The organism is Aquirufa sp. 5-AUSEE-100C1, assembly GCF_054558655.1.
Window position 1 is genome coordinate 495,441 of the sequence record NZ_JBPXKO010000003.1, and the last position, 20,805, is coordinate 516,245.

The 20,805-nt window shown below is 41.4% G+C and carries 26 protein-coding genes; 21 read left to right on the forward strand and 5 right to left on the reverse strand.

Annotation, left to right across the window (positions count from 1 at the left end; genetic code table 11):
- The first annotated feature begins 74 nt into the window (after nucleotides 1-74).
- The 16 genes from rpsH to carA all read left to right on the forward strand — a co-directional run bounded on the left by rpsH (nucleotide 75) and on the right by carA (nucleotide 9,714).
- Complete coding sequence (gene rpsH, locus ACMH5P_RS09245) at nucleotides 75-470, forward strand: 30S ribosomal protein S8 (RefSeq protein WP_130895432.1); 396 nt, start codon at nucleotides 75-77, stop codon at nucleotides 468-470.
- A gap of 51 nt (nucleotides 471-521) precedes the next feature.
- A complete protein-coding gene (gene rplF / locus ACMH5P_RS09250) occupies nucleotides 522-1,079 on the forward strand; it encodes a 50S ribosomal protein L6 (RefSeq protein ID WP_459494088.1) in 558 nt (185 codons plus the stop codon).
- A 42-nt stretch (nucleotides 1,080-1,121) separates the two neighbouring features.
- The gene (gene rplR, locus ACMH5P_RS09255) at nucleotides 1,122-1,469 is read left to right on the forward strand and encodes a 50S ribosomal protein L18 (protein WP_459494089.1); all 348 of its coding nucleotides are present in this window, start codon (nucleotides 1,122-1,124) and stop codon (nucleotides 1,467-1,469) included.
- A gap of 6 nt (nucleotides 1,470-1,475) precedes the next feature.
- The gene (rpsE, locus tag ACMH5P_RS09260) at nucleotides 1,476-1,994 is read left to right on the forward strand and encodes a 30S ribosomal protein S5 (protein WP_459494090.1); all 519 of its coding nucleotides are present in this window, start codon (nucleotides 1,476-1,478) and stop codon (nucleotides 1,992-1,994) included.
- 35 nt (nucleotides 1,995-2,029) lie between these two features.
- Nucleotides 2,030-2,209, forward strand: a complete 180-nt coding sequence (rpmD, locus tag ACMH5P_RS09265; protein WP_377974656.1) for a 50S ribosomal protein L30 — start codon at nucleotides 2,030-2,032, stop codon at nucleotides 2,207-2,209.
- A 46-nt stretch (nucleotides 2,210-2,255) separates the two neighbouring features.
- Nucleotides 2,256-2,702, forward strand: a complete 447-nt coding sequence (rplO, locus tag ACMH5P_RS09270) for a 50S ribosomal protein L15 (RefSeq protein ID WP_459494091.1) — start codon at nucleotides 2,256-2,258, stop codon at nucleotides 2,700-2,702.
- 17 nt (nucleotides 2,703-2,719) lie between these two features.
- A complete protein-coding gene (gene secY / locus ACMH5P_RS09275) occupies nucleotides 2,720-4,048 on the forward strand; it encodes a preprotein translocase subunit SecY (RefSeq protein ID WP_459494092.1) in 1,329 nt (442 codons plus the stop codon).
- A gap of 1 nt (nucleotide 4,049) precedes the next feature.
- A complete protein-coding gene (gene map, locus ACMH5P_RS09280) occupies nucleotides 4,050-4,856 on the forward strand; it encodes a type I methionyl aminopeptidase (protein ID WP_459494093.1) in 807 nt (268 codons plus the stop codon).
- A 7-nt stretch (nucleotides 4,857-4,863) separates the two neighbouring features.
- Nucleotides 4,864-5,082 (forward strand): translation initiation factor IF-1, encoded by a 219-nt coding sequence (infA, locus tag ACMH5P_RS09285; RefSeq protein ID WP_092013982.1) that lies wholly within the window; start codon nucleotides 4,864-4,866, stop codon nucleotides 5,080-5,082.
- A 31-nt stretch (nucleotides 5,083-5,113) separates the two neighbouring features.
- Nucleotides 5,114-5,230 (forward strand): type B 50S ribosomal protein L36, encoded by a 117-nt coding sequence (gene ykgO / locus ACMH5P_RS09290; protein ID WP_130895424.1) that lies wholly within the window; start codon nucleotides 5,114-5,116, stop codon nucleotides 5,228-5,230.
- Between the two features lie 40 nt (nucleotides 5,231-5,270).
- Nucleotides 5,271-5,648, forward strand: coding sequence for a 30S ribosomal protein S13 (rpsM, locus tag ACMH5P_RS09295; protein WP_459494094.1), 378 nt, complete (start codon nucleotides 5,271-5,273; stop codon nucleotides 5,646-5,648).
- A gap of 45 nt (nucleotides 5,649-5,693) precedes the next feature.
- Nucleotides 5,694-6,089 (forward strand): 30S ribosomal protein S11, encoded by a 396-nt coding sequence (gene rpsK, locus ACMH5P_RS09300; protein WP_315574872.1) that lies wholly within the window; start codon nucleotides 5,694-5,696, stop codon nucleotides 6,087-6,089.
- A gap of 100 nt (nucleotides 6,090-6,189) precedes the next feature.
- Entirely contained in the window at nucleotides 6,190-6,795 is a 606-nt protein-coding gene (gene rpsD, locus ACMH5P_RS09305) for a 30S ribosomal protein S4 (protein ID WP_315574874.1), read from the forward strand.
- 70 nt (nucleotides 6,796-6,865) lie between these two features.
- The gene (locus ACMH5P_RS09310; protein WP_459494095.1) at nucleotides 6,866-7,855 is read left to right on the forward strand and encodes a DNA-directed RNA polymerase subunit alpha; all 990 of its coding nucleotides are present in this window, start codon (nucleotides 6,866-6,868) and stop codon (nucleotides 7,853-7,855) included.
- Nucleotides 7,856-7,938: 83 nt separating this feature from the next.
- Entirely contained in the window at nucleotides 7,939-8,526 is a 588-nt protein-coding gene (gene rplQ / locus ACMH5P_RS09315; protein ID WP_459494096.1) for a 50S ribosomal protein L17, read from the forward strand.
- Between the two features lie 87 nt (nucleotides 8,527-8,613).
- Nucleotides 8,614-9,714 carry a glutamine-hydrolyzing carbamoyl-phosphate synthase small subunit gene (carA, locus tag ACMH5P_RS09320; RefSeq protein WP_459494097.1) on the forward strand — a complete coding sequence of 367 codons (1,101 nt, stop codon included), beginning with the start codon at nucleotides 8,614-8,616 and terminating at the stop codon, nucleotides 9,712-9,714.
- Nucleotides 9,715-9,768: 54 nt separating this feature from the next.
- Here the strand turns inward: carA and ACMH5P_RS09325 are convergent, their stop codons facing one another.
- The 3 genes from ACMH5P_RS09325 to ACMH5P_RS09335 form a co-directional block, all read right to left on the reverse strand.
- A complete protein-coding gene (locus ACMH5P_RS09325; protein ID WP_459494098.1) occupies nucleotides 9,769-11,181 on the reverse strand; it encodes a TonB-dependent receptor in 1,413 nt (470 codons plus the stop codon).
- Nucleotides 11,182-11,266: 85 nt separating this feature from the next.
- The gene (locus tag ACMH5P_RS09330; protein ID WP_459494099.1) at nucleotides 11,267-12,127 is read right to left on the reverse strand and encodes an N-acetylglucosamine kinase; all 861 of its coding nucleotides are present in this window, start codon (nucleotides 12,125-12,127) and stop codon (nucleotides 11,267-11,269) included.
- Nucleotides 12,124-12,363 carry a cytochrome b5 domain-containing protein gene (locus ACMH5P_RS09335; RefSeq protein ID WP_459494100.1) on the reverse strand — a complete coding sequence of 80 codons (240 nt, stop codon included), beginning with the start codon at nucleotides 12,361-12,363 and terminating at the stop codon, nucleotides 12,124-12,126. Before ACMH5P_RS09335 ends, ACMH5P_RS09330 begins: the two co-directional genes overlap by 4 nt.
- A gap of 99 nt (nucleotides 12,364-12,462) precedes the next feature.
- Here ACMH5P_RS09335 and ACMH5P_RS09340 point away from each other — a divergent pair, with 99 nt between their 5' ends.
- The 4 genes from ACMH5P_RS09340 (at nucleotide 12,463) to ACMH5P_RS09355 (ending at nucleotide 16,731) form a co-directional block, all read left to right on the forward strand.
- A complete protein-coding gene (locus tag ACMH5P_RS09340) occupies nucleotides 12,463-12,942 on the forward strand; it encodes a hypothetical protein (protein WP_459494101.1) in 480 nt (159 codons plus the stop codon).
- Between the two features lie 48 nt (nucleotides 12,943-12,990).
- Nucleotides 12,991-14,010: a thiamine-phosphate kinase gene (thiL, locus tag ACMH5P_RS09345; protein ID WP_459494102.1), complete on the forward strand. Its 1,020-nt coding sequence runs from the start codon at nucleotides 12,991-12,993 to the stop codon at nucleotides 14,008-14,010.
- Nucleotides 14,011-14,016: 6 nt separating this feature from the next.
- A complete protein-coding gene (locus tag ACMH5P_RS09350; protein WP_459494103.1) occupies nucleotides 14,017-14,718 on the forward strand; it encodes a WbqC family protein in 702 nt (233 codons plus the stop codon).
- A 78-nt stretch (nucleotides 14,719-14,796) separates the two neighbouring features.
- Complete coding sequence (locus ACMH5P_RS09355; protein WP_459494104.1) at nucleotides 14,797-16,731, forward strand: polysaccharide biosynthesis protein; 1,935 nt, start codon at nucleotides 14,797-14,799, stop codon at nucleotides 16,729-16,731.
- Here the strand turns inward: ACMH5P_RS09355 and ACMH5P_RS09360 are convergent.
- Nucleotides 16,728-17,363, reverse strand: coding sequence for a phosphatase PAP2-related protein (locus ACMH5P_RS09360; RefSeq protein WP_459494105.1), 636 nt, complete (start codon nucleotides 17,361-17,363; stop codon nucleotides 16,728-16,730). The two genes, ACMH5P_RS09355 and ACMH5P_RS09360, sit on opposite strands and share 4 nt — an antisense overlap.
- A 165-nt stretch (nucleotides 17,364-17,528) precedes the next feature.
- Here ACMH5P_RS09360 and msrA point away from each other — a divergent pair, with 165 nt between their 5' ends.
- Nucleotides 17,529-18,071 carry a peptide-methionine (S)-S-oxide reductase MsrA gene (msrA, locus tag ACMH5P_RS09365; RefSeq protein WP_459494208.1) on the forward strand — a complete coding sequence of 181 codons (543 nt, stop codon included), beginning with the start codon at nucleotides 17,529-17,531 and terminating at the stop codon, nucleotides 18,069-18,071.
- Here msrA and ACMH5P_RS09370 read toward each other — a convergent pair.
- Nucleotides 18,068-20,785, reverse strand: coding sequence for a putative LPS assembly protein LptD (locus ACMH5P_RS09370; protein ID WP_459494106.1), 2,718 nt, complete (start codon nucleotides 20,783-20,785; stop codon nucleotides 18,068-18,070). The genes msrA and ACMH5P_RS09370 overlap by 4 nt on opposite strands.
- Nucleotides 20,786-20,805: the final 20 nt, after the last annotated feature.

The following is a 20,805-nucleotide window of genomic DNA, read 5'->3' on the forward strand; positions in this document are numbered from 1 at the left end:
ATAAAATTTGATTAATTAAATTCATTTCTGTAATTTTGCATCCCGGTTTTCGGAATGCGGCAAATTTAAAAACAATGACAGATCCAATAGCAGACTATTTAACCCGATTGAGAAACGCGCTTAAGGCACGCCATAGGGTAGTTGAAATTCCTGCTTCCAACATTAAAAAGGAAATCACGAAAGTGCTTTTTGATAAAGGATACATTTCAAACTATAAGTTCGATGATTCTTCCGTACAAGGAACAATCAAGATTGCTTTGAAATACAATTCAGTAACGAAGCAACCGGCTATCGTTAATTTGACTCGTATCTCTAAACCAGGTCTACGTAAATACAATGGTGCTGAAGAGTTGCCACGTGTATTGAACGGTTTGGGTATCGCGATCTTATCTACTTCGAAAGGAGTTATTACAGATAAGGAAGCTCGTACACTTCACGTAGGTGGAGAAGTACTTTGCTACGTATATTAATTGTTTCACGCTGAAAGGGGGTAACTCGTAATTTAAGCTAATATTTATTTTATGTCTAGAATTGGAAATAAGATTATCACATTGCCTGCTGGAGTTACAGTAGAAGTTAGTGCTGGTAATTTAGTAACGGTAAAGGGTCCTAAGGGAACTTTGTCACAACAAATTGATCAAGATATCATCGTTAAGATTGAGGATGGTGTGTTGACAGTAGCTCGTCCAACTGAGCAAAAGCGTCACAAAGCGATGCACGGATTATACCGTTCATTGATCAACAATATGGTTGTTGGGGTAAGTGAAGGCTACAAGAAAGATTTAGAGATTATCGGGGTTGGTTACAAAGCCGCTAATCAAGGAAATATTTTGGAATTAAGCTTGGGATATTCTCACGCTATTTTCATGTCGGTACCTGCTGAGATCAAAGTAGCTACGGCGATGGAAAAAGGTAAAAACCCAATGGTTATTTTAGAAGGTATTGACAAGCAATTGATTGGTCAAGTAGCTGCTAAAATTAAATCATTACGTCCAGTTGAGCCATACAAAGGTAAGGGTGTTCGTTTCTTGGGTGAGCAAGTTCGTCGTAAGGCTGGTAAAGCAGGCGGTAAGAAATAAATTATAAGCGTGGGCCGGAAATCCACACAAACAAGTTAAACAATGGCAACAACAAAAGATTTACGCAGAACCCGCATTAAGCGTGCGATTCGTGCTAAGATAGCTGGTTCAGCTGAGCGTCCTCGCTTGACAGTTTATCGTTCTAACACTGCAGTTTACGCACAGTTAGTAGATGATCAAGCAGGAAAGACTTTGTTCTCGGCAACTTCGTACAAGAAGGATAAAGTGAACAATAACATCGAAGCTGCGAAAGCAGTAGGAAAAGCAATCGCTGACAAGGCGAAAGTTGCAGGTATTACGAAAGTAGTTTTCGATCGTAACGGTTATTTATATCACGGAAGAATTAAATCATTAGCTGAAGGCGCTCGCGAGGGTGGCTTACAATTTTAATAAGATATGTCGCAATTACAAGCAAAACCAATTAAGGTTAACGAGGGTGAGTTGAAGGAGAAGGTAGTAGCCATCAACCGTGTTGCCAAAGTGGTAAAAGGGGGTCGTCGTTTTAGTTTTTCTGCTATCGTTGTAGTAGGAGATGGTAACGGGATCGTTGGATACGGCTTAGGAAAAGCAAACGAGGTTACTGACGCGATTACAAAAGGTATCGAAGATGCAAAGAAGAATTTGTTCCAAATTCCTTTGTTGAAGAAAACCGTTCCTCACGAGCAATTAGGTAAATTCTCTGGTGGTTTCGTTTTAGTGAAGCCAGCTGCTCCAGGTACAGGATTGATCGCCGGTGGTGCGATGCGTGCTGTATTGGAATCTGCGGGTATCCACGATGTCCTAGCAAAATCAAAAGGTTCATCGAATCCACACAACGTGGTGAAGGCAACCATCGATGCGTTAGTGAAGATGCGTGCACCACATAGCGTAGCGTTCCAACGTGGAATTTCAGTTGCGAAAGTATTTAATGGATAATCCGAGCGCTTCAAGCCTCACTAATAGAACAGAAGATGTCTAAAGTAAAAATTACTCAAGTTAAAAGTGCAATTAAGCGCCCGGAAGTACAAAAGCGTACAATCCAAGCGTTGGGTTTAGGAAAAATCCGTAAGAGCGTTGAGGTAGAATTGAACCCTGCAATCTCGGGTATGATTCGTGCCGTAAACCACTTAATTGTCGTAGAAAATATTTAATTAACACGCGAGTTGCCAGCGATGGCAGCGTTAAGCCCCAATTACAATGAAATTATCGTCACTAAAGCCTGCAGAAGGCTCAGTAAAAGTAAGAAAAAGAGTAGGTCGTGGTCAAGGTTCTGGTTTAGGTGGAACTTCTGCACGTGGACACAAAGGAGCTCAGTCTCGTTCAGGTTACTCACGTAAGCGTGGATTCGAAGGTGGTCAAATGCCGATCCAACGTCGTGTTCCTAAGTTCGGTTTCAAGAACATCAATCGAGTAGAATACAAAGCAATCAACTTGGATACGTTACAAGCATTAGCTGACGCGACAGGTTTGAAAGTAATCACATTCGAAACTTTATACAGCAACGGTTTAGTATCTAAGTCTGACTTAGTGAAAATCCTTAGCCGCGGTGCGGTAACTTCTGCTTTGGAAGTAACTGTAAAAGGTTTCTCAGGTGCTGCTAAAGCTGCTATCGAAGCGGCTGGCGGTAAAGCAATTGTTGGTTAATCCTCTATTCTAATCGAATGAACAAGTTAATAACAACTTTCAAGCATATTTTCGCAATTGAAGAATTGAGAGGACGTATCATCAATACGCTTCTCTTCATTGCTTTCTTCCGTTTGGGATCTTTTATCGTTTTACCGGGTGTAGATGCGACTAAATTGTCTCAAGGTGGAGATGGTGGTTTATTCGGCTTGTTGAATATGTTTTCAGGTGGTGCCTTGAGCAACGCCTCTGTATTTGCGTTAGGTATCATGCCGTACATTTCGGCGTCTATCGCAATTCAGTTATTGACTATCGCCCTTCCGTATTTCCAAAAAATGCAGAAAGACGGCGAGTCTGGTCGTAAAAAATTAAACCAAATCACACGTATCCTTACGATTTTCGTGACGGCTGCGCAAGGTTTCACTTACCTTCAGGTGACAATCCCTTCGGAAGCCATCATGGTTGATCCATGGTTTTTCCGTCTTTATGGCGTTGCCATCTTGGTAGGAGGAACGATGTTGTGTATGTGGTTGGGGGAGAAAATCACCGACAAAGGTATTGGTAACGGTATTTCGATGTTGATCATGATCGGTATCGTATCTCGTTTCCCATCCTCTTTAATTCAAGAAGCAGGTTCACGTGGAATGTCGGGTGCTTTGTTGTTTATCATTGAAGTGATCGCATTATTTTTCGTAGTAATGGGTGCTGTGATGGTTACGCAAGCGGTTCGTCGTATTCCTGTTCAATATGCGAAACAAGTTGTAGGTGCGAAAACTTCAGCTGCTGCTGTCGGTGGTGAACGTCAATATATTCCGTTGAAATTGAATGCCTCAGGTGTAATGCCAATCATCTTTGCACAGGCTTTGATGTTTATCCCAGGTTTAGTTGCTCAGTCATTTGCTGAGAAGTCTGAATTTGCGGCATCGGTAGCGCAATCATTTGGCGACTTTACGACATGGCAATACAATGCATTATTCGCATTCTTAATTATTGTCTTTACGTTTTTCTATACAGCGATCTCAATCAACCCTACGCAGATTTCCGATGACATGAAGCGTGGTGGAGGTTTTGTTCCAGGCGTTAAGCCGGGCGAAGAGACTGCTGGTTTTATTGCGACGATTTTAGATCGTATCACTTTGCCAGGTGCAGTGATGTTGTCAATTATCGCGATCCTTCCTGCGATTGCCAATTTATTTGGTGTAACGCGTGGATTTGCCTCTTTCTTTGGTGGAACATCTTTGTTGATCCTAGTAGGAGTTGTTTTAGATACTTTGCAACAAGTTGAAAGTTACTTGTTGATGCGTAAATATGAAGGTTTAATGCAGTCGGGACGTGTAAAAGGACGTTCTGAGGTGATAGGTCGTTAAGATGATTTACCTAAAGACACCCGAAGAGATGGCCATCATCCAAGCGAATGGCGAGATTTTGGGGAAATGTCATGCGGAGGTTGCCAAGGCGATAAAGCCGGGTGTTAGCACCCTGGAATTAGACAAGATTGCTTACGAGTTTATTAAAGATAATGGGGCTCACCCTTCTTTTTTAAACTACCAAGTTGGGAATAAGAAATATGCTTATTCACTTTGCATCTCGGTAAATGATGTGGTAGTTCATGGTTTACCAGGAGATTTAGTCTTACAAGAAGGCGATATTATCTCGATTGATGCGGGTGTTTATAAGAATAAGTTTCACGCCGATAGTGCCTACACGTACGGAATAGGAAATGTAGATGCGGAGGTACAGAAATTATTACAAGTGACAAAAGAGTCCTTGTATCAGGGTTTGAATCAAGCCCAAATAGGTAAGCGAGTAGGGGATGTCGGGAATGCCGTTCAAGTATATACGGAATCCTTAGGCTACGGAGTGGTTCGGGAATTGGTAGGACATGGTGTAGGAAAAAACTTACACGAAAGTCCGGAGGTTCCTAATTACGGCCGGCGCGGAGATGGTGCTAAATTGAAGGAAGGAATGGTCATTGCGATCGAACCGATGATCAATTTAGGAAAACGCCAGATCACGGTTGACAAAGATGGTTGGACCATCCGTACAATCGACCGCAAAGCGAGCGCCCATTTTGAGCACACAGTCGGGGTAACCGCTGCAGGCCCAAGGGCATTGACTACATTTGCTTATATTGAAGACGTATTAAAAACCTCAACAGTATTGTTGAATATTTAAAAAAATTATGGCTAAACAATCTTCGATCGAAGTAGACGGAATTATTTTGGAAGCTCTTTCGAACGCCATGTTTCGAGTAGAATTGGAGAATACCCATCAAGTGATTGCTCATATTTCGGGCAAGATGCGTATGAACTACATTAAGATTCTACCAGGAGACAAGGTGAAGTTGGAGATGTCTCCATATGATTTGAGTAAGGCTAGAATTGTTTATCGTTACAAGTAAAAATAGGGTTTGACCCATAAAATTAAATAAAATGAAAGTTAAAGCATCTATTAAAAAGCGTAGTGCAGACTGCAAAGTGATTCGTCGTCACGGTAAGCTTTACGTTATTAACAAGAAGAATCCGAAGTTCAAACAAAGACAAGGATAATTCAAACTAAATTGATTAATCACAACAATTAATTACCTATATGGCTCGTATTGCAGGGGTTGATATTCCCGACAAAAAAAGAGGAGAAATTGCATTGACTTATATTTTCGGTATTGGTCGTAGCACTGCTCAAAAGATTTTAACGAAGGCGTCAGTTTCTTTTGATAAGAAAGCTGGTGAGTGGAATGACACGGAGGCGAATGCTATTCGTGCGATCATCGCAGCAGAATTCAAAACGGAAGGTCAGCTTAAGTCTGAAGTTCAATTGAACATCAAGCGTTTGATGGACATCGGTTGTTACCGTGGATTGCGTCACCGTAAAGGTCTTCCAGTACGTGGTCAACGCACGAAGAACAACTCACGTACTCGTAAGGGACGTCGTAAGACAGTTGCTAACAAGAAAAAAGTAACTAAATAATAAGTAGAGGAAATACCTCACACCCAATTTTATTTATCAAATAGTATGGCACAAGCAAAAAGAAAAGATAAAGCGAAGAAAAGGGTTGTTGTAGTTGAGCAAGTTGGTCAAGTACACATCAAAGCTTCCTTTAACAACATCATTATCTCCATTACCAACTCAGCAGGTCAAGTGATCTCTTGGGCATCAGCAGGAAAGATGGGTTTCCGTGGTTCTAAGAAAAACACTCCGTATGCAGCTCAAATGGCAGCATCGAACTGTGCAGCAGTAGCTGTCGAGGCAGGGATGAAGAAAGCAGAGGTTTTTGTAAAAGGACCGGGTGCAGGACGTGAGTCAGCAATCCGTACCATCCAAAATTCAGGTATCGAAGTATCACTTATCCGTGATATCACTCCAATGCCTCACAATGGATGTCGTCCTCCAAAACGTCGTCGCGTTTAATAATTTTCATGCAGGGGTAATTAGTAATTATTTTCCCCCGCTTTTATTCACAATTTAATTACTTCACTGCACATAAGAGGTGCATTGACTTTTAAAAAAAATGGCTAGATACACAGGTCCAAAATCCAAGATTGCGCGTCGTTTCGGCGAACCAATTTTAGGTCCGAGCAAAGCATTAGCTCGTAAAAATTATGCTCCAGGTATGCACGGTAAAGGGAAACGTTCAAAGGTTTCTGAATACGCTGTTCAATTAAAGGAGAAGCAAAAAGTTAAATACACGTACGGTATCTTAGAGCGTCAGTTCGAGAACCTATTCCACAAAGCCGCTGTTAAAGAAGGTATTACAGGTGAGAACTTGTTAAAATTGTGTGAAGCACGTCTAGATAATACAGTATACCGTTTGGGAATTGCACCGACGCGTCGTGCAGCTCGTCAATTGGTTATCCACAAACACATCATTGTAGACGGTGAAGTAGTAAATGTGCCATCTTACTCTTTACGCGCAGGTCAATTGATCGGTGTTCGTGAAAAATCTAAATCTTTAGAGGTTGTGACTAATTCTTTGGCTGGACGTTCTCCAAAACGTTACAACTGGTTAGAGTGGTCTGAAAGTGATATGGTTGGTAAATTTTTGGCATACCCAGAAAGAGATCAAATCACAGAAAACTTCAACGAGCAAGCAATCGTCGAATTGTACTCTAAATAATCCCTAGGGTTATTCAATAAATTAAACAGTACCAATAACGTTTTTTCAGTATCATTTTAAGCTACGAAATATGTCAATATTAGCATTCCAAATGCCCGAAAAAGTTGTGATGGAGAAAGCCGATGACTTTCACGGGTTATTTGAGTTCAAGCCACTCGAAAAAGGTTACGGTGTTACCATTGGTAACGCGCTTCGTAGAATCTTACTTTCTTCTTTAGAGGGATATGCGATTACAAGCGTTAAGATTTCTGGTGTTTTACACGAGTTTTCAGCTATCGAAGGTGTACATGAAGATGTATCTGAAATCATCTTAAACTTGAAAAAAGTTCGCTTTAAGAAAGCACAAGAGATTTTAGATAACAAGGTGACATTAAAAGTAAAGGGCCAAACAGCCATTACTGCTGGTGACATCGCCAAATTCACACCTTATTTCACCATTTTAAATCCTGATTTAGTGATCTGTCACTTAGACGCTTCGAAAGAAGTAGAAGTTGAGTTGATCATTGAAAAAGGTCGCGGATACGTTCCTGCAGATGAGCCTCGTGCAAATGAGCTTCCTTTCGGACACATCGCGATTGATTCAATCTACACGCCAATTAAGAACGTTAAGTTCAGCATTGAAAATACACGTGTAGAGCAAAAAACCGATTACGAGAAATTAGTTTTAGATATCGAAACGGATGGTTCTATCCACCCAGAAGATGCATTGAAAGGTGCTGCGTATATCTTGATCCAACACTTTATGTTGTTCTCTGATCAAACAATGACGTTTGAAACTCCGAAAGCTGAGGAAGATAACGTAGTTGATGAGGAAATGCTTCACATGCGCAAGTTGTTGAAGACTTCATTGGCTGACCTAGATCTTTCAGTTCGTGCTTACAACTGCTTAAAATCAGCTGATGTTCGTACACTTGGAGAATTAGCGAAATTAGAGATTTCAGATATGATGAAATTCCGCAACTTTGGTAAGAAATCATTAACAGAGTTAGAACAATTGATCGAAGAAAAAGGTCTAACGTTCGGAATGGATGTATCTAAATATCGTTTAGACGAAGATTAATAATTAAACAAAAAGTAATAGGTGGTATGCAGGTAGTATACTAACCGCAGCTCGCAAGAGCTTTTAACTTACGAATTACAACAATGAGACACGGTAAAAAATTCAATCACTTAGGAAGAACAGCTTCCCACAGAGCAGCCTTATTATCCAATATGGCCTCTTCGTTAATCTTACACAAGCGTATCGAAACAACTGTAGCGAAAGCTAAGGAGTTGCGTAAATACATTGAGCCAATGATTACGAAATCAAAAACAGATAGCACAAACAATCGTCGTGTGGTTTTCTCTTACTTACAAAATAAGGATGCCATCAAAGAATTGTTCAGCATCGTTTCTGAAAAGGTAGCGAACCGTCCAGGTGGTTATACACGTATTATTAAATTAGGAAATCGTCTTGGTGATAACGCGGAGATTTGTTTCATCGAATTAGTTGACTTCAACGAAACGATGTTAGCTGCTTCTGCGGAGAAAGCGGGTAAGACTCGTCGTAGTCGCCGTGCTGGAGCTAAGAAGGATGAGGCTGTTGCTGCTGCACCTGCTGCTGAAGCACCTTCTGCAGAAGTTGTAGAAGAAGTTGCTGCTGCAGAGGTTGTTGAAGAAACACCAGCTGAAGAAACTCCGGAAGCACCTGCAACAGAGGAGCCTACAGAAGAAAAAGGAGAAGACGCTTAATATCTTTTCTTACATTTTTTTGAAGGGCTTCAACGTTTAGTTGAGGCCCTTTTTTTAGGATTAATCGTCAATATTTGAATATTTTTTATGAAAGTTTCTGAGTCGACCCCAGCTGTACTCTTACTTCAAGATGGAACATTATTCCATGGAAAAGCCCTAGGCAAAATCGGTACCCACGGTGGAGAAATCTGCTTTAATACCGGTATGACGGGGTACCAAGAAATCTATACCGATCCCTCCTACAGCGGACAAGTGATTATCAATACGACAGCCCATATTGGTAACTATGGTGTCATCGATAAAACCGAAGCGGAGTCTAACCAAGTGCAAATCGCTGGAATGGTTTGTAACGAGTTTGCCAGTGTTCATTCCCGTGCCACGGCCGATGGATCCTTGCAAGATTATTTAGCCAATGCTGGCATCGTTGGTATCTCTGGGATCGATACGCGCGCCTTAGTTCGTCATATACGCACGAAAGGGGTGATGAACTGCCTTATCTCATCGGAAATTTTCGACCTTCCTACCTTGCAAGCGGAATTAGCCAAGATTCCTTCCATGGAAGGATTGGAATTGTCTTCTCAAGTATGTACGAAACAGGCATATTTCCTTGGTGATCCAACTGCTACTTATAAGATTGCGGTATTGGATTTAGGGGTGAAGAAAAGCATTTTGACCAACTTCACCGATCGAGATTGTTATTTACAAGTTTTCCCTGCCAAAACGCCATTTGCCGAAATAGCTGCTTGGAATCCTGATGGTTATTTTGTTTCCAACGGTCCTGGCGATCCGGCTACGATGCCTTATGCTGTAGAGACGGTCTCTCAATTCTTGGCTTCGGATAAACCGGTATTTGGAATCTGTTTAGGTCACCAAATCTTGGCACAAGTTTGTGGATTATCTACGTACAAAATGCACAATGGACATAGAGGCCTAAATCATCCGGTTAAAAACCTAATTACCGGCCTATCTGAAATTACCTCTCAAAACCACGGTTTTGCCGTTCGTATGGAGGAGTTAGCAGCGTCTGAAAAGGCAGAGTTAACGCATATCAACCTGAACGACCAAACGGTGGAGGGTCTTCGTGTTAAGGGCCGTAAGGCATTCTCTGTGCAACATCACCCAGAGGCATCACCAGGTCCACATGATTCCCGTTACTTATTTGATCAATTTGTTGATCTATTGAAATAGCAGATACAACAAAGAAGCCCAATCTTTCGGTTGGGCTTTTTTTATGGGTAGAATTTACTTCTTGGGAAATCCGAATAAGGCATTCTCCTTAATCATGGCAGCCACGGAACTCGGAACAAGTTTCTCCCATTCACCCGTTCCTTGTTGGATCATATCCAAAACCTGGTCGGTACGAATGTTCATGAGTTTTTCGTCGGATTTTTTGATGTCCTCCAACTTCGCATTATCGATTAGATATTGATACAAGCCTTTCAAGTGAGGATCTGGCTTGAATGATTTTAGATTCAAAACGGAACCCGCATCATCGATCGTTGGGTATAAATATAATTTAATCTTGTGCCCAAAGAGATTCGCAAAGGCACTTAAAATTCCGCCCTCTAAATGGGTATAATGCTTCTCATCGAAGATATACTCCAAGTTAGGCATACCCATGATGAGTGCCATTTTCAACTTTGAGAATTGGCTTAAGAAGGCAACGAGCTTAAAGTATTCGTGGAAATTTGAAATTAAAACGGTTTGGCCTAAAGAGCACAAAATATCGACGCGATCTAAAAAGTCTTTCTCATTTATATTGTGAGTTCCATCTTCTAAGCTACGTAATGTCAACTCCGAAAGAACACATACCTTATCGTCATCCACATCAGCCTCCTGTTCGAATTGAGATTGCCCCTTTTTCAACATGTCGAGGAAGATGTTTGTCACAGGTCTAAATCGTCCACGAATGGCTATGATATGTTTTTTCGCTAAGGCATCATAGGGTTGCATCACATTTCCGTCTGGACCGAAAACAGCCGCCTGCGTATAACCATGCTTCACTAAATACAGTGACATCAAGCGATTGTCCACTTCCTTAAAATCAGCGCCCTCAAAGCGAATCATGTCGATTTCAATTCGATCACGCGACAAATCATCTAAAAGGGACAAAAGAAGTTTTTCTGGATCTTCATGGTAGAAATAACAACCATAAATTAAGTTGACGCCGATGATACCTAATGCCTGTTGTTGTAAAATATTATCGTTGTCCAACATGTTTACGTGGATCACGACGCTATTAACCGGGCCATTGGGGCGCAACTGAAAGCGTAGGCCAATCCAGCCATGGGCATCATTTGTTTTCTGATAATTTAGTGCGGAGACTGTATCTGCAAAAGCGAAGAATCTTTTCTCCGCCGCGCTCTCAGTTAATCGGACTTGTAATAATTTATATTCCCGATTTAACATTTTGATTAAGCGAGGCTCGCAAACATATTTGCCTGATTCCTCTTCGCCATAGATGGCGTCTGAGAAGGCCATATCATAAGCCGAGATTGTTTTTGCGATGGTTCCTGATGCTCCGCCGGCTTTAAAAAAGTTGGCAGCTACTTCTTGACCCGCTCCAATTTCCGCGAAAGAACCATAGATACTTCGATCTAAATTGATCTTAAGAGCTTTTTGCTTCGTTCCAATGGATTTTAATGTGGCTGTCATCGGCGAATTAGTTTGTTAAATGTTGCTTAGGTACAGCAAGTTAAAAAAATATTCGCTTTTGTCGGTGCTATTTCTTGAAAAAATCCTAAAAAATGCTTTTGTGCAATTCCTTGTAATACAAGGTTAATCCGGCCATTGGACCCTCGCTAATGATACCCGCTTGAAGCTTATTGGCCTTTAGAACCCGTCGTAAGATATCGGCATAATAAAATGCCACTGAGCCGGTAAAATGAATCGGCTGATTGAGCGCTTGTTCGTATTTCAGTAAATACAATTCACAGAACGATTGAAACGATTTTTCAATCAATTGGTAACAAAAGGGGTGTTTCCGGTGGTCAAAAAGGAATTTGGAGAAAGAGGCAAACCAGCGATTGGGAAATTCTTCCCGGTAGGCTTTTTGAAGAATGCTTAATCGGTCAATCGCACCATAGCGTTTTTCGAATAAACTACGTAAGTCGGCCGGTAATTCCTGATGCAGATAAGCCAACATGAGGCTTTTGCCCAAGTGGCCCCCGCTACCCTCGTCACCTAGCCAAAATCCAAGAGGAGGGACTTGGTTTTGCAACTCACCTTGATCGAAAAACCCGGAATTTGCTCCTGTCCCGAGGATGCATGCAATCCCTGCTTGTTTGCCACATAAGGCCAGGCCGGCTGCCATCAAATCAGATTGAATTAGAAGTTCCGCATTTCCAATGACGGGTCTTAAGACGGCTTCGATGATGGCTTTTTTTGATTCATCGGTAATGCCCGTACCAAAATAATAGACAAATTTTAAGGATAGGGGTTTTACCTTTTCGAGCGTTTCGGCTTGTGCTTTTTGAATTTCCTCTGCGCTTTGATAGTATGGGTTAATCCCCAATGAATTGAAACTTTCGTATGCTTCATTCAAAGTTGTAATATTACGCCAAGCTGTTTTGGTAGAACCACTTTCAATGATCAGAATCATATGAGTTTTCCGATAGGGTTAAACTTTTCAAAAACTTTTTCTGAGTGCGGGGCATCAGCTAATTCATCCGTTAAATCCTGGCCTGCCCAATGTTCATAATGTTTTCCATTTTTCCACAATTTGGATTGGGTCATGTCGTAGATTAGCCCCTGAAAAGCCACCCAAATTTCCGGACGGTCCTGTCCATTTCGGAGGGCTAATTGTGAACGTGTGTACGTATGAAGATCTTCTTGCAAAACGGAAATAAATATTTTACGAAGCTAAATAAAAAGGACTAAAGACCGTTTTTTTAGTAAAGATTTTTAATTTTACATGTATTACTAATTTGCAGATTTATGAAAATCATTTCGAGGGCTCTTATTTGTTTAGTTAGTGTTGCTATGTGGTCATGTGGTTCTTCCTCTGGGTCAGATCCAGCACCCACGCCACAGCCTACCGTATCGCAATTGATTAGCAAATCTTGGAGCGCGAGCAATGTTAGTTGGGACGGTGTTGCCCAATATTCAAAAGGCGCAACGACCAACTTAGTATCAGGATATTCTCAATTCAAGTTAGATTTATCGAGTACGACGGCTGCCTCATTAACCGAATTTGATGGACGCAAATTTACGGGTACTTATACCTTATCCACGGATAATAAGAAGATTACGTTAAATGGCTTAACCAGTTCAGAGGGGGCACCTTCGGGGACGAATGGAACCATTGAATTCAATATTGTTGGTACGCCGTCTGCAGCTGCATTAAGCTTAGAAACATCGACAACATACATCAAAGCGAGCAACAAAAAAGTAAGCTTGTCTTTAGTAAACCCATAAACTAGAATTTATTGTTTGAGCCGTCTCGTGAGGCGGCTTTTTTTTTATATGGAAAAGAGAACAGAAATAGGGACACTCGGGGAATTTGGCTTAATTAAGCGCCTTGCTGTACCTTTTGCCGAGCATCAAGGTTGGACCAAATTGGGTATCGGGGACGATGCGGCCTTATTAGAAGCTGCAAATCAGTTGACCGTCAGCTCAACCGAACTTCTCATAGAAGGGGTTCATTTTGATTTATCTTATACTCCCCTCCAACATTTGGGATATAAGGTAGTAACTGTTGCCGTATCCGATATCGCTGCCATGAATGCCATCCCAACGCAGTTGATGGTTGGCATAGGTCTGAGCAATCGCTTTTCGGTTGAGGCTGTCGATGAATTATATGCAGGAATTAAAGCAGCTTGTGAAGACTATCAAATTGATTTAGTAGGTGGAGATACAACGGCTTCTCCCCAAGGACTAATCCTATCGGTTACTGCGCTGGGGGTAGTTGATTCCGCGCAAGTAGTTACGCGATCGAAAGCACAACCCAACGATGTTATTTGTGTGAGTGGGGATTTTGGAGGAGCATTATTAGGATTACAATCCTTGGAACGCGAGAAGCAGGTTTTTTTGGCGAATCCTGACATGCAACCCGAATTGGATAATAAGAGTTATGTCGTTTTACGCCAATTAAAGCCGAGTGCTCGTTTTGATATTATCCACGAGTTGAGAGACTTAGGTGTTGTTCCCACCTCCATGATTGATAGTTCAGACGGATTAGCCGCTGAAATACTTCACCTTTGTGAGGCATCCGGTACGGGCGCTCGTATTTTTGAGAAGAATATTCCGATTGATGATGAGACTTATTTGGCGGCAACTGAGTTTAATCTGAGTCCGCTGACCGCGGCATTGAATGGTGGGGAAGATTATGAGTTGGTGTTTACCGTTTCGCAGGCCGACTTTGAAAAAGTGGAGAAGATTGCGGATGTAACGGCCATTGGCTACATGACTAATATGCCAAATGAGAAAGTCATGGTCATGAAGTCGGATCAAATTGTAACCTTGACTGCTCCTGGATTTAATTAAGTCTACATGTCAGTAGCCATCATGCAACCCTATTTTTTCCCCTATTTGGGCTATTTTCAATTAGTCCAAGCGGTCGATGATTTTGTGTTCTATGATGATGTGATGTTCATTAAAAAAGGTTGGATTAATCGAAATCGAATTTTGCTTCAAGGCCGTGAATTTTTGTTTACAATTCCTCTTGAAAAACAAAGTCAGAATAAGACGATTCGTGAATCAAGTGTAGCCTGGGAGACGGATTTTTCAGGAAAATTTTTAGCCCAATTGGATTCCGCCTACAAAAAAGCACCCCAATATGCCAATTTGAGGCCTTTGGTAGAAAAGCTATTTGAGGATAGACCTATGAGTATGGCGGAGTTGGCTGGGAAAAGTATTCAGTTGGTATGGCAATATCTAGGTTTAGAAAAACGTTTTCATTACAGTTCGCAAATGCCAAATAATCAGGCTGATGGGCGGGCTGAGCGACTTATTCATCTAACAAAACAACTAGGCTCCACAAAGTACATTAATGCGTTAAATGGACAGAGCTTATATCAAAAGGATTCTTTTGCCGCCCAGGGGGTTGAATTATTGTTTATTAAGCCGGAGTTAACATCTTACACGCAACAGGGGGTAACTGAATTTATTCCCGGATTGTCAATGCTAGATGTCTTAATGTGGTGTGAACCCCACCTCATTCGAGAAATGCTAACAACGTATTCCTTAGAATAAATACCATTTAGTAATTATCATGCGTTTTAGCGCAATTTGTTTTTAAATTTGTATTTGGGTTTTAACTCGTTACAGTACATGACGCAATCGATTCTCATACGGAAATATTCCAATCGCTTTCTCTCTAGATGGCTGGTGCTTGCTATCGATTTGTTGATTGTCATGTTCTCTTTTTCTCTGGCAACGCTTTTGCGAATGAATTTTCATTACAGCGAAATCGATTTGTATGGATTTCAATTCCATTTTGCTTTTTTGTTTACGATTCGGATACTTGTTTTCTTATGGTTTAAGTCCTACACGGGAATTATCCGACATACGAGTATAGAAGATGCGGTCCTGATTTTAAAAGCAGTTTTTTTAGGCACATTAATTGCCGGTATCTTCTCTGTTAGTCTTCGCTATTTTTCAGGAATCAATACATTCTTATATGTACCCTTATCCATCTTAGCGATTGATTTTTTCATCTGCTTATTCTTGATGGTGACGCTTCGCTTTTTTGTAAAGTCATTCTATGAATCATTTATCAATGAATTTAAGCCTGCTGTAGGTGTCCTCATTTACGGCGCGGGTTATTCCGGGATGCTAACAAAAAACGTCATTCAGAATGACCGGGGGGTGAATTACCAAGTACTAGGTTTTATTGATGATAATTCCTCCAAAATTGACAAAACCATCGAAGGTATTCGGGTATTTAGTTTAGCTGAGGCAATGGATAAATTCGTAAATCAATACGAAGGACTTCAAGTCATTATGGCCATCAATAACATTGGCCTACAAGCAAAAAGAAAGATTTCCGAAGTTTTTTTGGATCGAGGTGTCGTAGTAAAAATTCTTCCACCCGTTGATAAGTGGGTAAACGGTGAATTTGCCTTAAATCAGATTCACAATGTCAAAATTGAAGACTTGCTTGGACGCGAAGAAATTCAAATGAACAACCAGCAAATTAGTCAGGAAATTAATTCTAAATCCGTCATGGTAACCGGTGCCGCGGGGTCTATTGGTAGCGAAATCGTTCGGCAATTAATTGCTTATTTCCCGTCTAAAATTATTTTGGTAGACCAGTCGGAATCGGGCCTTTTTGATTTGGAATATGAGCTTTCCAGCCTGATCCCTTCGAATACAGAACTTGTTGTAAAGATTGCGGATGTGACCGACAAGAATCGTTTGGCCGCTATTTTTCGGGCCCATAAACCTTCTTTAGTTTTTCATGCTGCCGCTTACAAACATGTGCCTCTCATGGAAAAAAATGCGTACGAGGCCGTGAAGGTGAATATATTAGGGACGCAGACCTTAGCGGATTTGGCTGCGGAACATGGGGTTGAAAAGTTCATTATGGTTTCAACGGACAAAGCGGTGAATCCGACGAATGTTATGGGTGCGACAAAACGTTTTGCCGAAATGTATACGCAATCCCTCAATGAAATAGAGGGAGTTTATACGAAGTTTATTGCGACTCGTTTTGGTAATGTTTTGGGTTCGAGTGGATCTGTTATCCCTTTGTTTAAAAAACAAATTGAGCGCGGTGGGCCAGTGACTGTTACCCATCCTGAAATTACGCGCTATTTTATGACGATTCCGGAGGCCTGTGAGCTCGTGTTAGAAGCCGCAACCATGGGTGATGGGGGAGAGGTTTTTGTTTTTGATATGGGAGAATCTGTTAAGATTGTCAACCTTGCCAAAAAGATGATTACACTGAGTGGTTTACGTGTTGATCGGGATATTGAGATTAAATTCACAGGTTTGCGTCCAGGTGAGAAACTATATGAAGAGCTCCTAAATAATGATGAAAATACCTTGCCTACGCATCATCCTAAAATCCTGAAGGCTAAAGTTAATTCGCCTAGTTTTGCCTTCATGGAAACCCAAATTCAGGAGATTCTCAGATTGTTGGAAGAAGGGGATAGCAATGACATCGTCGGGAAAATCAAAGACGTCATCCCCGAATACAAATCGAATAATTCTGTTTTCGAAAAATTAGATGCGAAGTCCTATTCGTCCAAGCGATCTCGTTAAGAAATCAACCGTTTAGCTAATTGAATCGCTATCCAGGTAGCGATAGGAGCCGCTAAAATATCGAGCGTATAATGGACATGCTGGATGATCAACAAGCCAATAAGAATTAAAGTTAAGATCAACGCAATTCCCCTTTCTATTTTTGTTGGCAAGTAATAACAAACAAATACCATGGTAGCCGTATGCCCGGAAAAGAACAGGTCCTTCGTGATTGCTAAGTTCTCCCCGTAAATAAACAATTCTGCGATGGGGTCATGTAAATCTACTAAACCAATCGGAGGGTTTAATGCCACTCCATAGATGCAGATAAATCGAAAAATCGTTTCCAAATTAAAGGCCCAAGCAAACCATAAAAAGTGCGTTGGCCTACGAATGATTCGAAGCAATAAATAGATTACGCTGCAGTAGATGATGGCAAAAATGGGAATGGATACATTGTATGCAGGTACTTGTTTAAGCACGATATCCTGCAAAACCTGTCCATCCCTTTGTTGAATCCATTGAAAATAGTCATCTGCTTTCCATGGGAAAATGGCAAAGACGCCCATGGCAATTATCAATTGCCAACGAAATCGGCTATCTTGCCAAGCGGCAGTCCAATTTTTCTCAATGGATTGTTCAAAACCTTTCATGTGTTCTTGTCGTTATACCTTAGTAAAACGGAGCGCAAAACTACCTAAATTTAGAATGAAATGAATAAGCTGCTCAAAAATATTGCTCTGATTGGACTTATTTCCATCGTGCTAACGCACATTTCCTGTGGAAGTTCAACTAAATCAGTTCAAACAAAACAAGCTATGAATACAGCAAAATTAGATACGATTACGTTTGGGGCCGGTTGCTTTTGGTGCGTAGAAGCAGTTTATCAGCGCCTCAAAGGAGTTCATTCCGTAACCTCGGGCTACATGGGAGGTCAATTGAAAAATCCGACCTACCGCGAAGTTTGTTCAGGGCTTACAGGACATGCCGAAGTTTGCCAAATTACCTACGACCCTACGATTGTTTCATTCGAAACGCTGCTTGAAGTTTTCTGGCAAACCCACGATCCCACAACACTCAACCGCCAAGGTGCTGACGTCGGTACTCAATATCGATCTGCAATATTTGCACATTCAGACGCACAATTGAAGGCAGCTCAGGAATGGAAGACCAACCTAAATGCTAAGAAAGTTTTTCCTAATCCGATTGTAACCGAAGTGACTACAGCGAGTGCCTTTTATCCAGCGGAAGATTATCATCAAGATTACTATAACCTTAATGGCACCGAACCCTATTGCCAGATTGTCATCAAACCCAAAATGGATAAATTCTTGAAGGCCTTTAAGGATAAGCTGAATTAAAATCCGCCCTTGTCGTAGAAACTTCTGCGACGAGAGATTTTCAAATCTTGCAATAAGCTTGATTTAACTCGTAAATCGAAGGAATAGTTACTCGCCCGACCAAAGAATGGGCTTGCAATCGGCGTCCAGTTGAAGTTCATTTCCCAGCAATGCAAATCGCGATGCACCGACATGTTCGTATAGGTCAGTCCACTGAATTTAAAATCGTAGCCGGAGCTTACGGAGAATTTCCACTTTTCACTTAGACTGATATCTCCCTGAAAAGTTAAACCACTAATTTTCTGCGGGTCAGCCAAGCCCATTCGGTTATAACTAAATTGATAAGAGAACGAAAAGGTCCAAGGCACATTCCAGTCGACATAATCATCCATGTTGCGATTAATCTGTTTCAATTGCGCCTCCGAACCAAGTTCACTCGTCTTTTGTTTCTTTGCCGTACTCGGGGCAAATCGCCTTCCAATGGACAAGTTAAATGACTGCAAGCGACCTAATCCCTCGCCTTTGCTAAACATATACTCATTCGTCCGTCGGCCCATATCGAAAAACGATTTATCCTGTACATAGGAGTATGGGTCTATACTTCCACCAATATTGATGTCAAATTCTTTGACCCGCGAATTTGCTGTAAAGCCAATATTCGATAAGGGGTATTCTTTGGCCAGAAAATTATAACTGCCATTAATCCCAAAGTTATCGATCAGGCTTATCTTTTCATTTTGCTTAGTTGCCGTATCTGATTTGGTCTTCAACTTAGCTTCCAAGCTATTTTGAATACCAAAACTTATCGCCCCAGAGGCGCCACCATACGAGAGAATGCGGGGGTCAAATGTACTTATTCGTCGGATATCACCAATTTGCTCTTCCCCAGCGGCATTGATGAACTTCCGGTTGTTAATGCGAACATCCTGAAAATAGCCATAGGCCGGATCGGAATAGTCCGGCGTATAACTAACACTAATAGATGGTATCATCGTGTGCCTTAAGGCCTCTAAGCGTCCTTTTTTAAATCTTGCCGTTCCAAATAAACGCGTATTCATACTCGCAGAAAAGGAGATTTGAGAATTGAATTTCGGCAAGCCCCCCACGGTATCGATTCGAACTGTTGAGTCCGATTTCATGTAGGTGTATTTGTATGAGCGGGTATACATATTGCCCGACCACGATATTCCCGGCGTCACATTGATATAACGATTCAACTTGATATTCGGGAGGGAAATAGGGATACTGTAATTAAATTTTGTCTGAGCCTTTTCCCAAAGCAAGGGAATGGTGTTCGCATTAACAGCCACAACACCCGGAGGCAAATCATCTAAGCCTTTCGGTATAAATGGTTTCTGTATGATTCCACGTTGACTATTTGATTCCCTCGGAAAAACATCGAATTCATAACGCGTATACGGATCCGAGATTTGGTTGGTCATACTGATGCCTCCAGAGAAATCTAAACCTACCCGGAACTGATCCATGAAGCGGTCACCTACGCTTGATTTTCGTTTGAAAGGTTGAAATTGATTCAAACCCAAACTGAATTCGGTACCCGCATCAAACACACGCGTTGTCGTGTTTTGATTGATTCGCAAACTGATACTACTTCTAAATGTTTGGCCAATGTTTTTCGTATACTGAACCGATGAGCCAATGGTATTCGATAGGTATTGTTGGGTATTAAAGTTATTAAACTGATTGTAGGAGTTGGATGCAATGTTTACCGATGCTGAAAAGCTGGAATTTCCTAAGCTTCTCGGACTATGGGACCACTGCAACGCGAAATCAGTACGTTTGGTCGGGTTAAACTCATCCCCATTGGAATTGCGATTAAACGCTAAATTAAAACTTCCCGTATAGCGGTAACGCTTATTGTATTGTGAATTCGCTCCCAATCCCCAGCCCCCTTTGGAGTAAATTTGACCCGTGAATCGAATCCCAATATTCTCGCTAGCAGCCCAATAATATCCACCTTCTCGAAGGTAAAACCCTCTACCCGTGGGTTCCTCACCATAGGTAGGAACCAAAATACCCGATTTTCCCGCCTCTCTCGGTTGTGAATAGGGGAAGAAACCAAAGGGAAGGCCAATCGGTAATGGGATGTCATTTAGTTCAAAGTGGAATGGGCCGGAAATGATTTCCTTTTTGCCAACAACCTTGATTTTACTCGCTTTGATGTGAAAATGGGGATGACTTAAATTACAAGTCGTGTAGATCGCATTTCGAATGTAAAGATTGTCTTCCTCGTCTTTTTTGACCGTTTTTCCTTGAACATAGCCCTCGCCTTGCTGGGTAACAATTCCCTTAATCGCGGCCCGTTTCGTCTTAAAATTATAGCGAATTTCATCCGAATCGTATTTGTCGGAGCCCTGTGTAAACACCGGTAAGCCTTCCATTTTATGGCTGGTGGAGTCATACCGACCAATGGCATAGACCTCGTTTTTATCCCAATCCAATCGAATGTAACTTGATTCTAAGCTGATTTCGCCATATTTCACCTTGGCGTTTCCATAGAGGTGAACCACCTGTTTGTCGGCATCTAAAACCGTTGAATCAACAGCGGAATAAAATACCGTAGTTTGTAAATCTTGAGATTTGCTAGCGCTATCGGTTTTGGCTATTGATTTTTGCGTGGAATCCGCCAAGATTACCCGCTGCGCCTGTAGCTTGGGTGTTGCTAAAAACAAAGCCCAACTCAGTAAAAGGTAATATGTGGATTTCTTTATCAAATGGAATTTAAAAATTATAT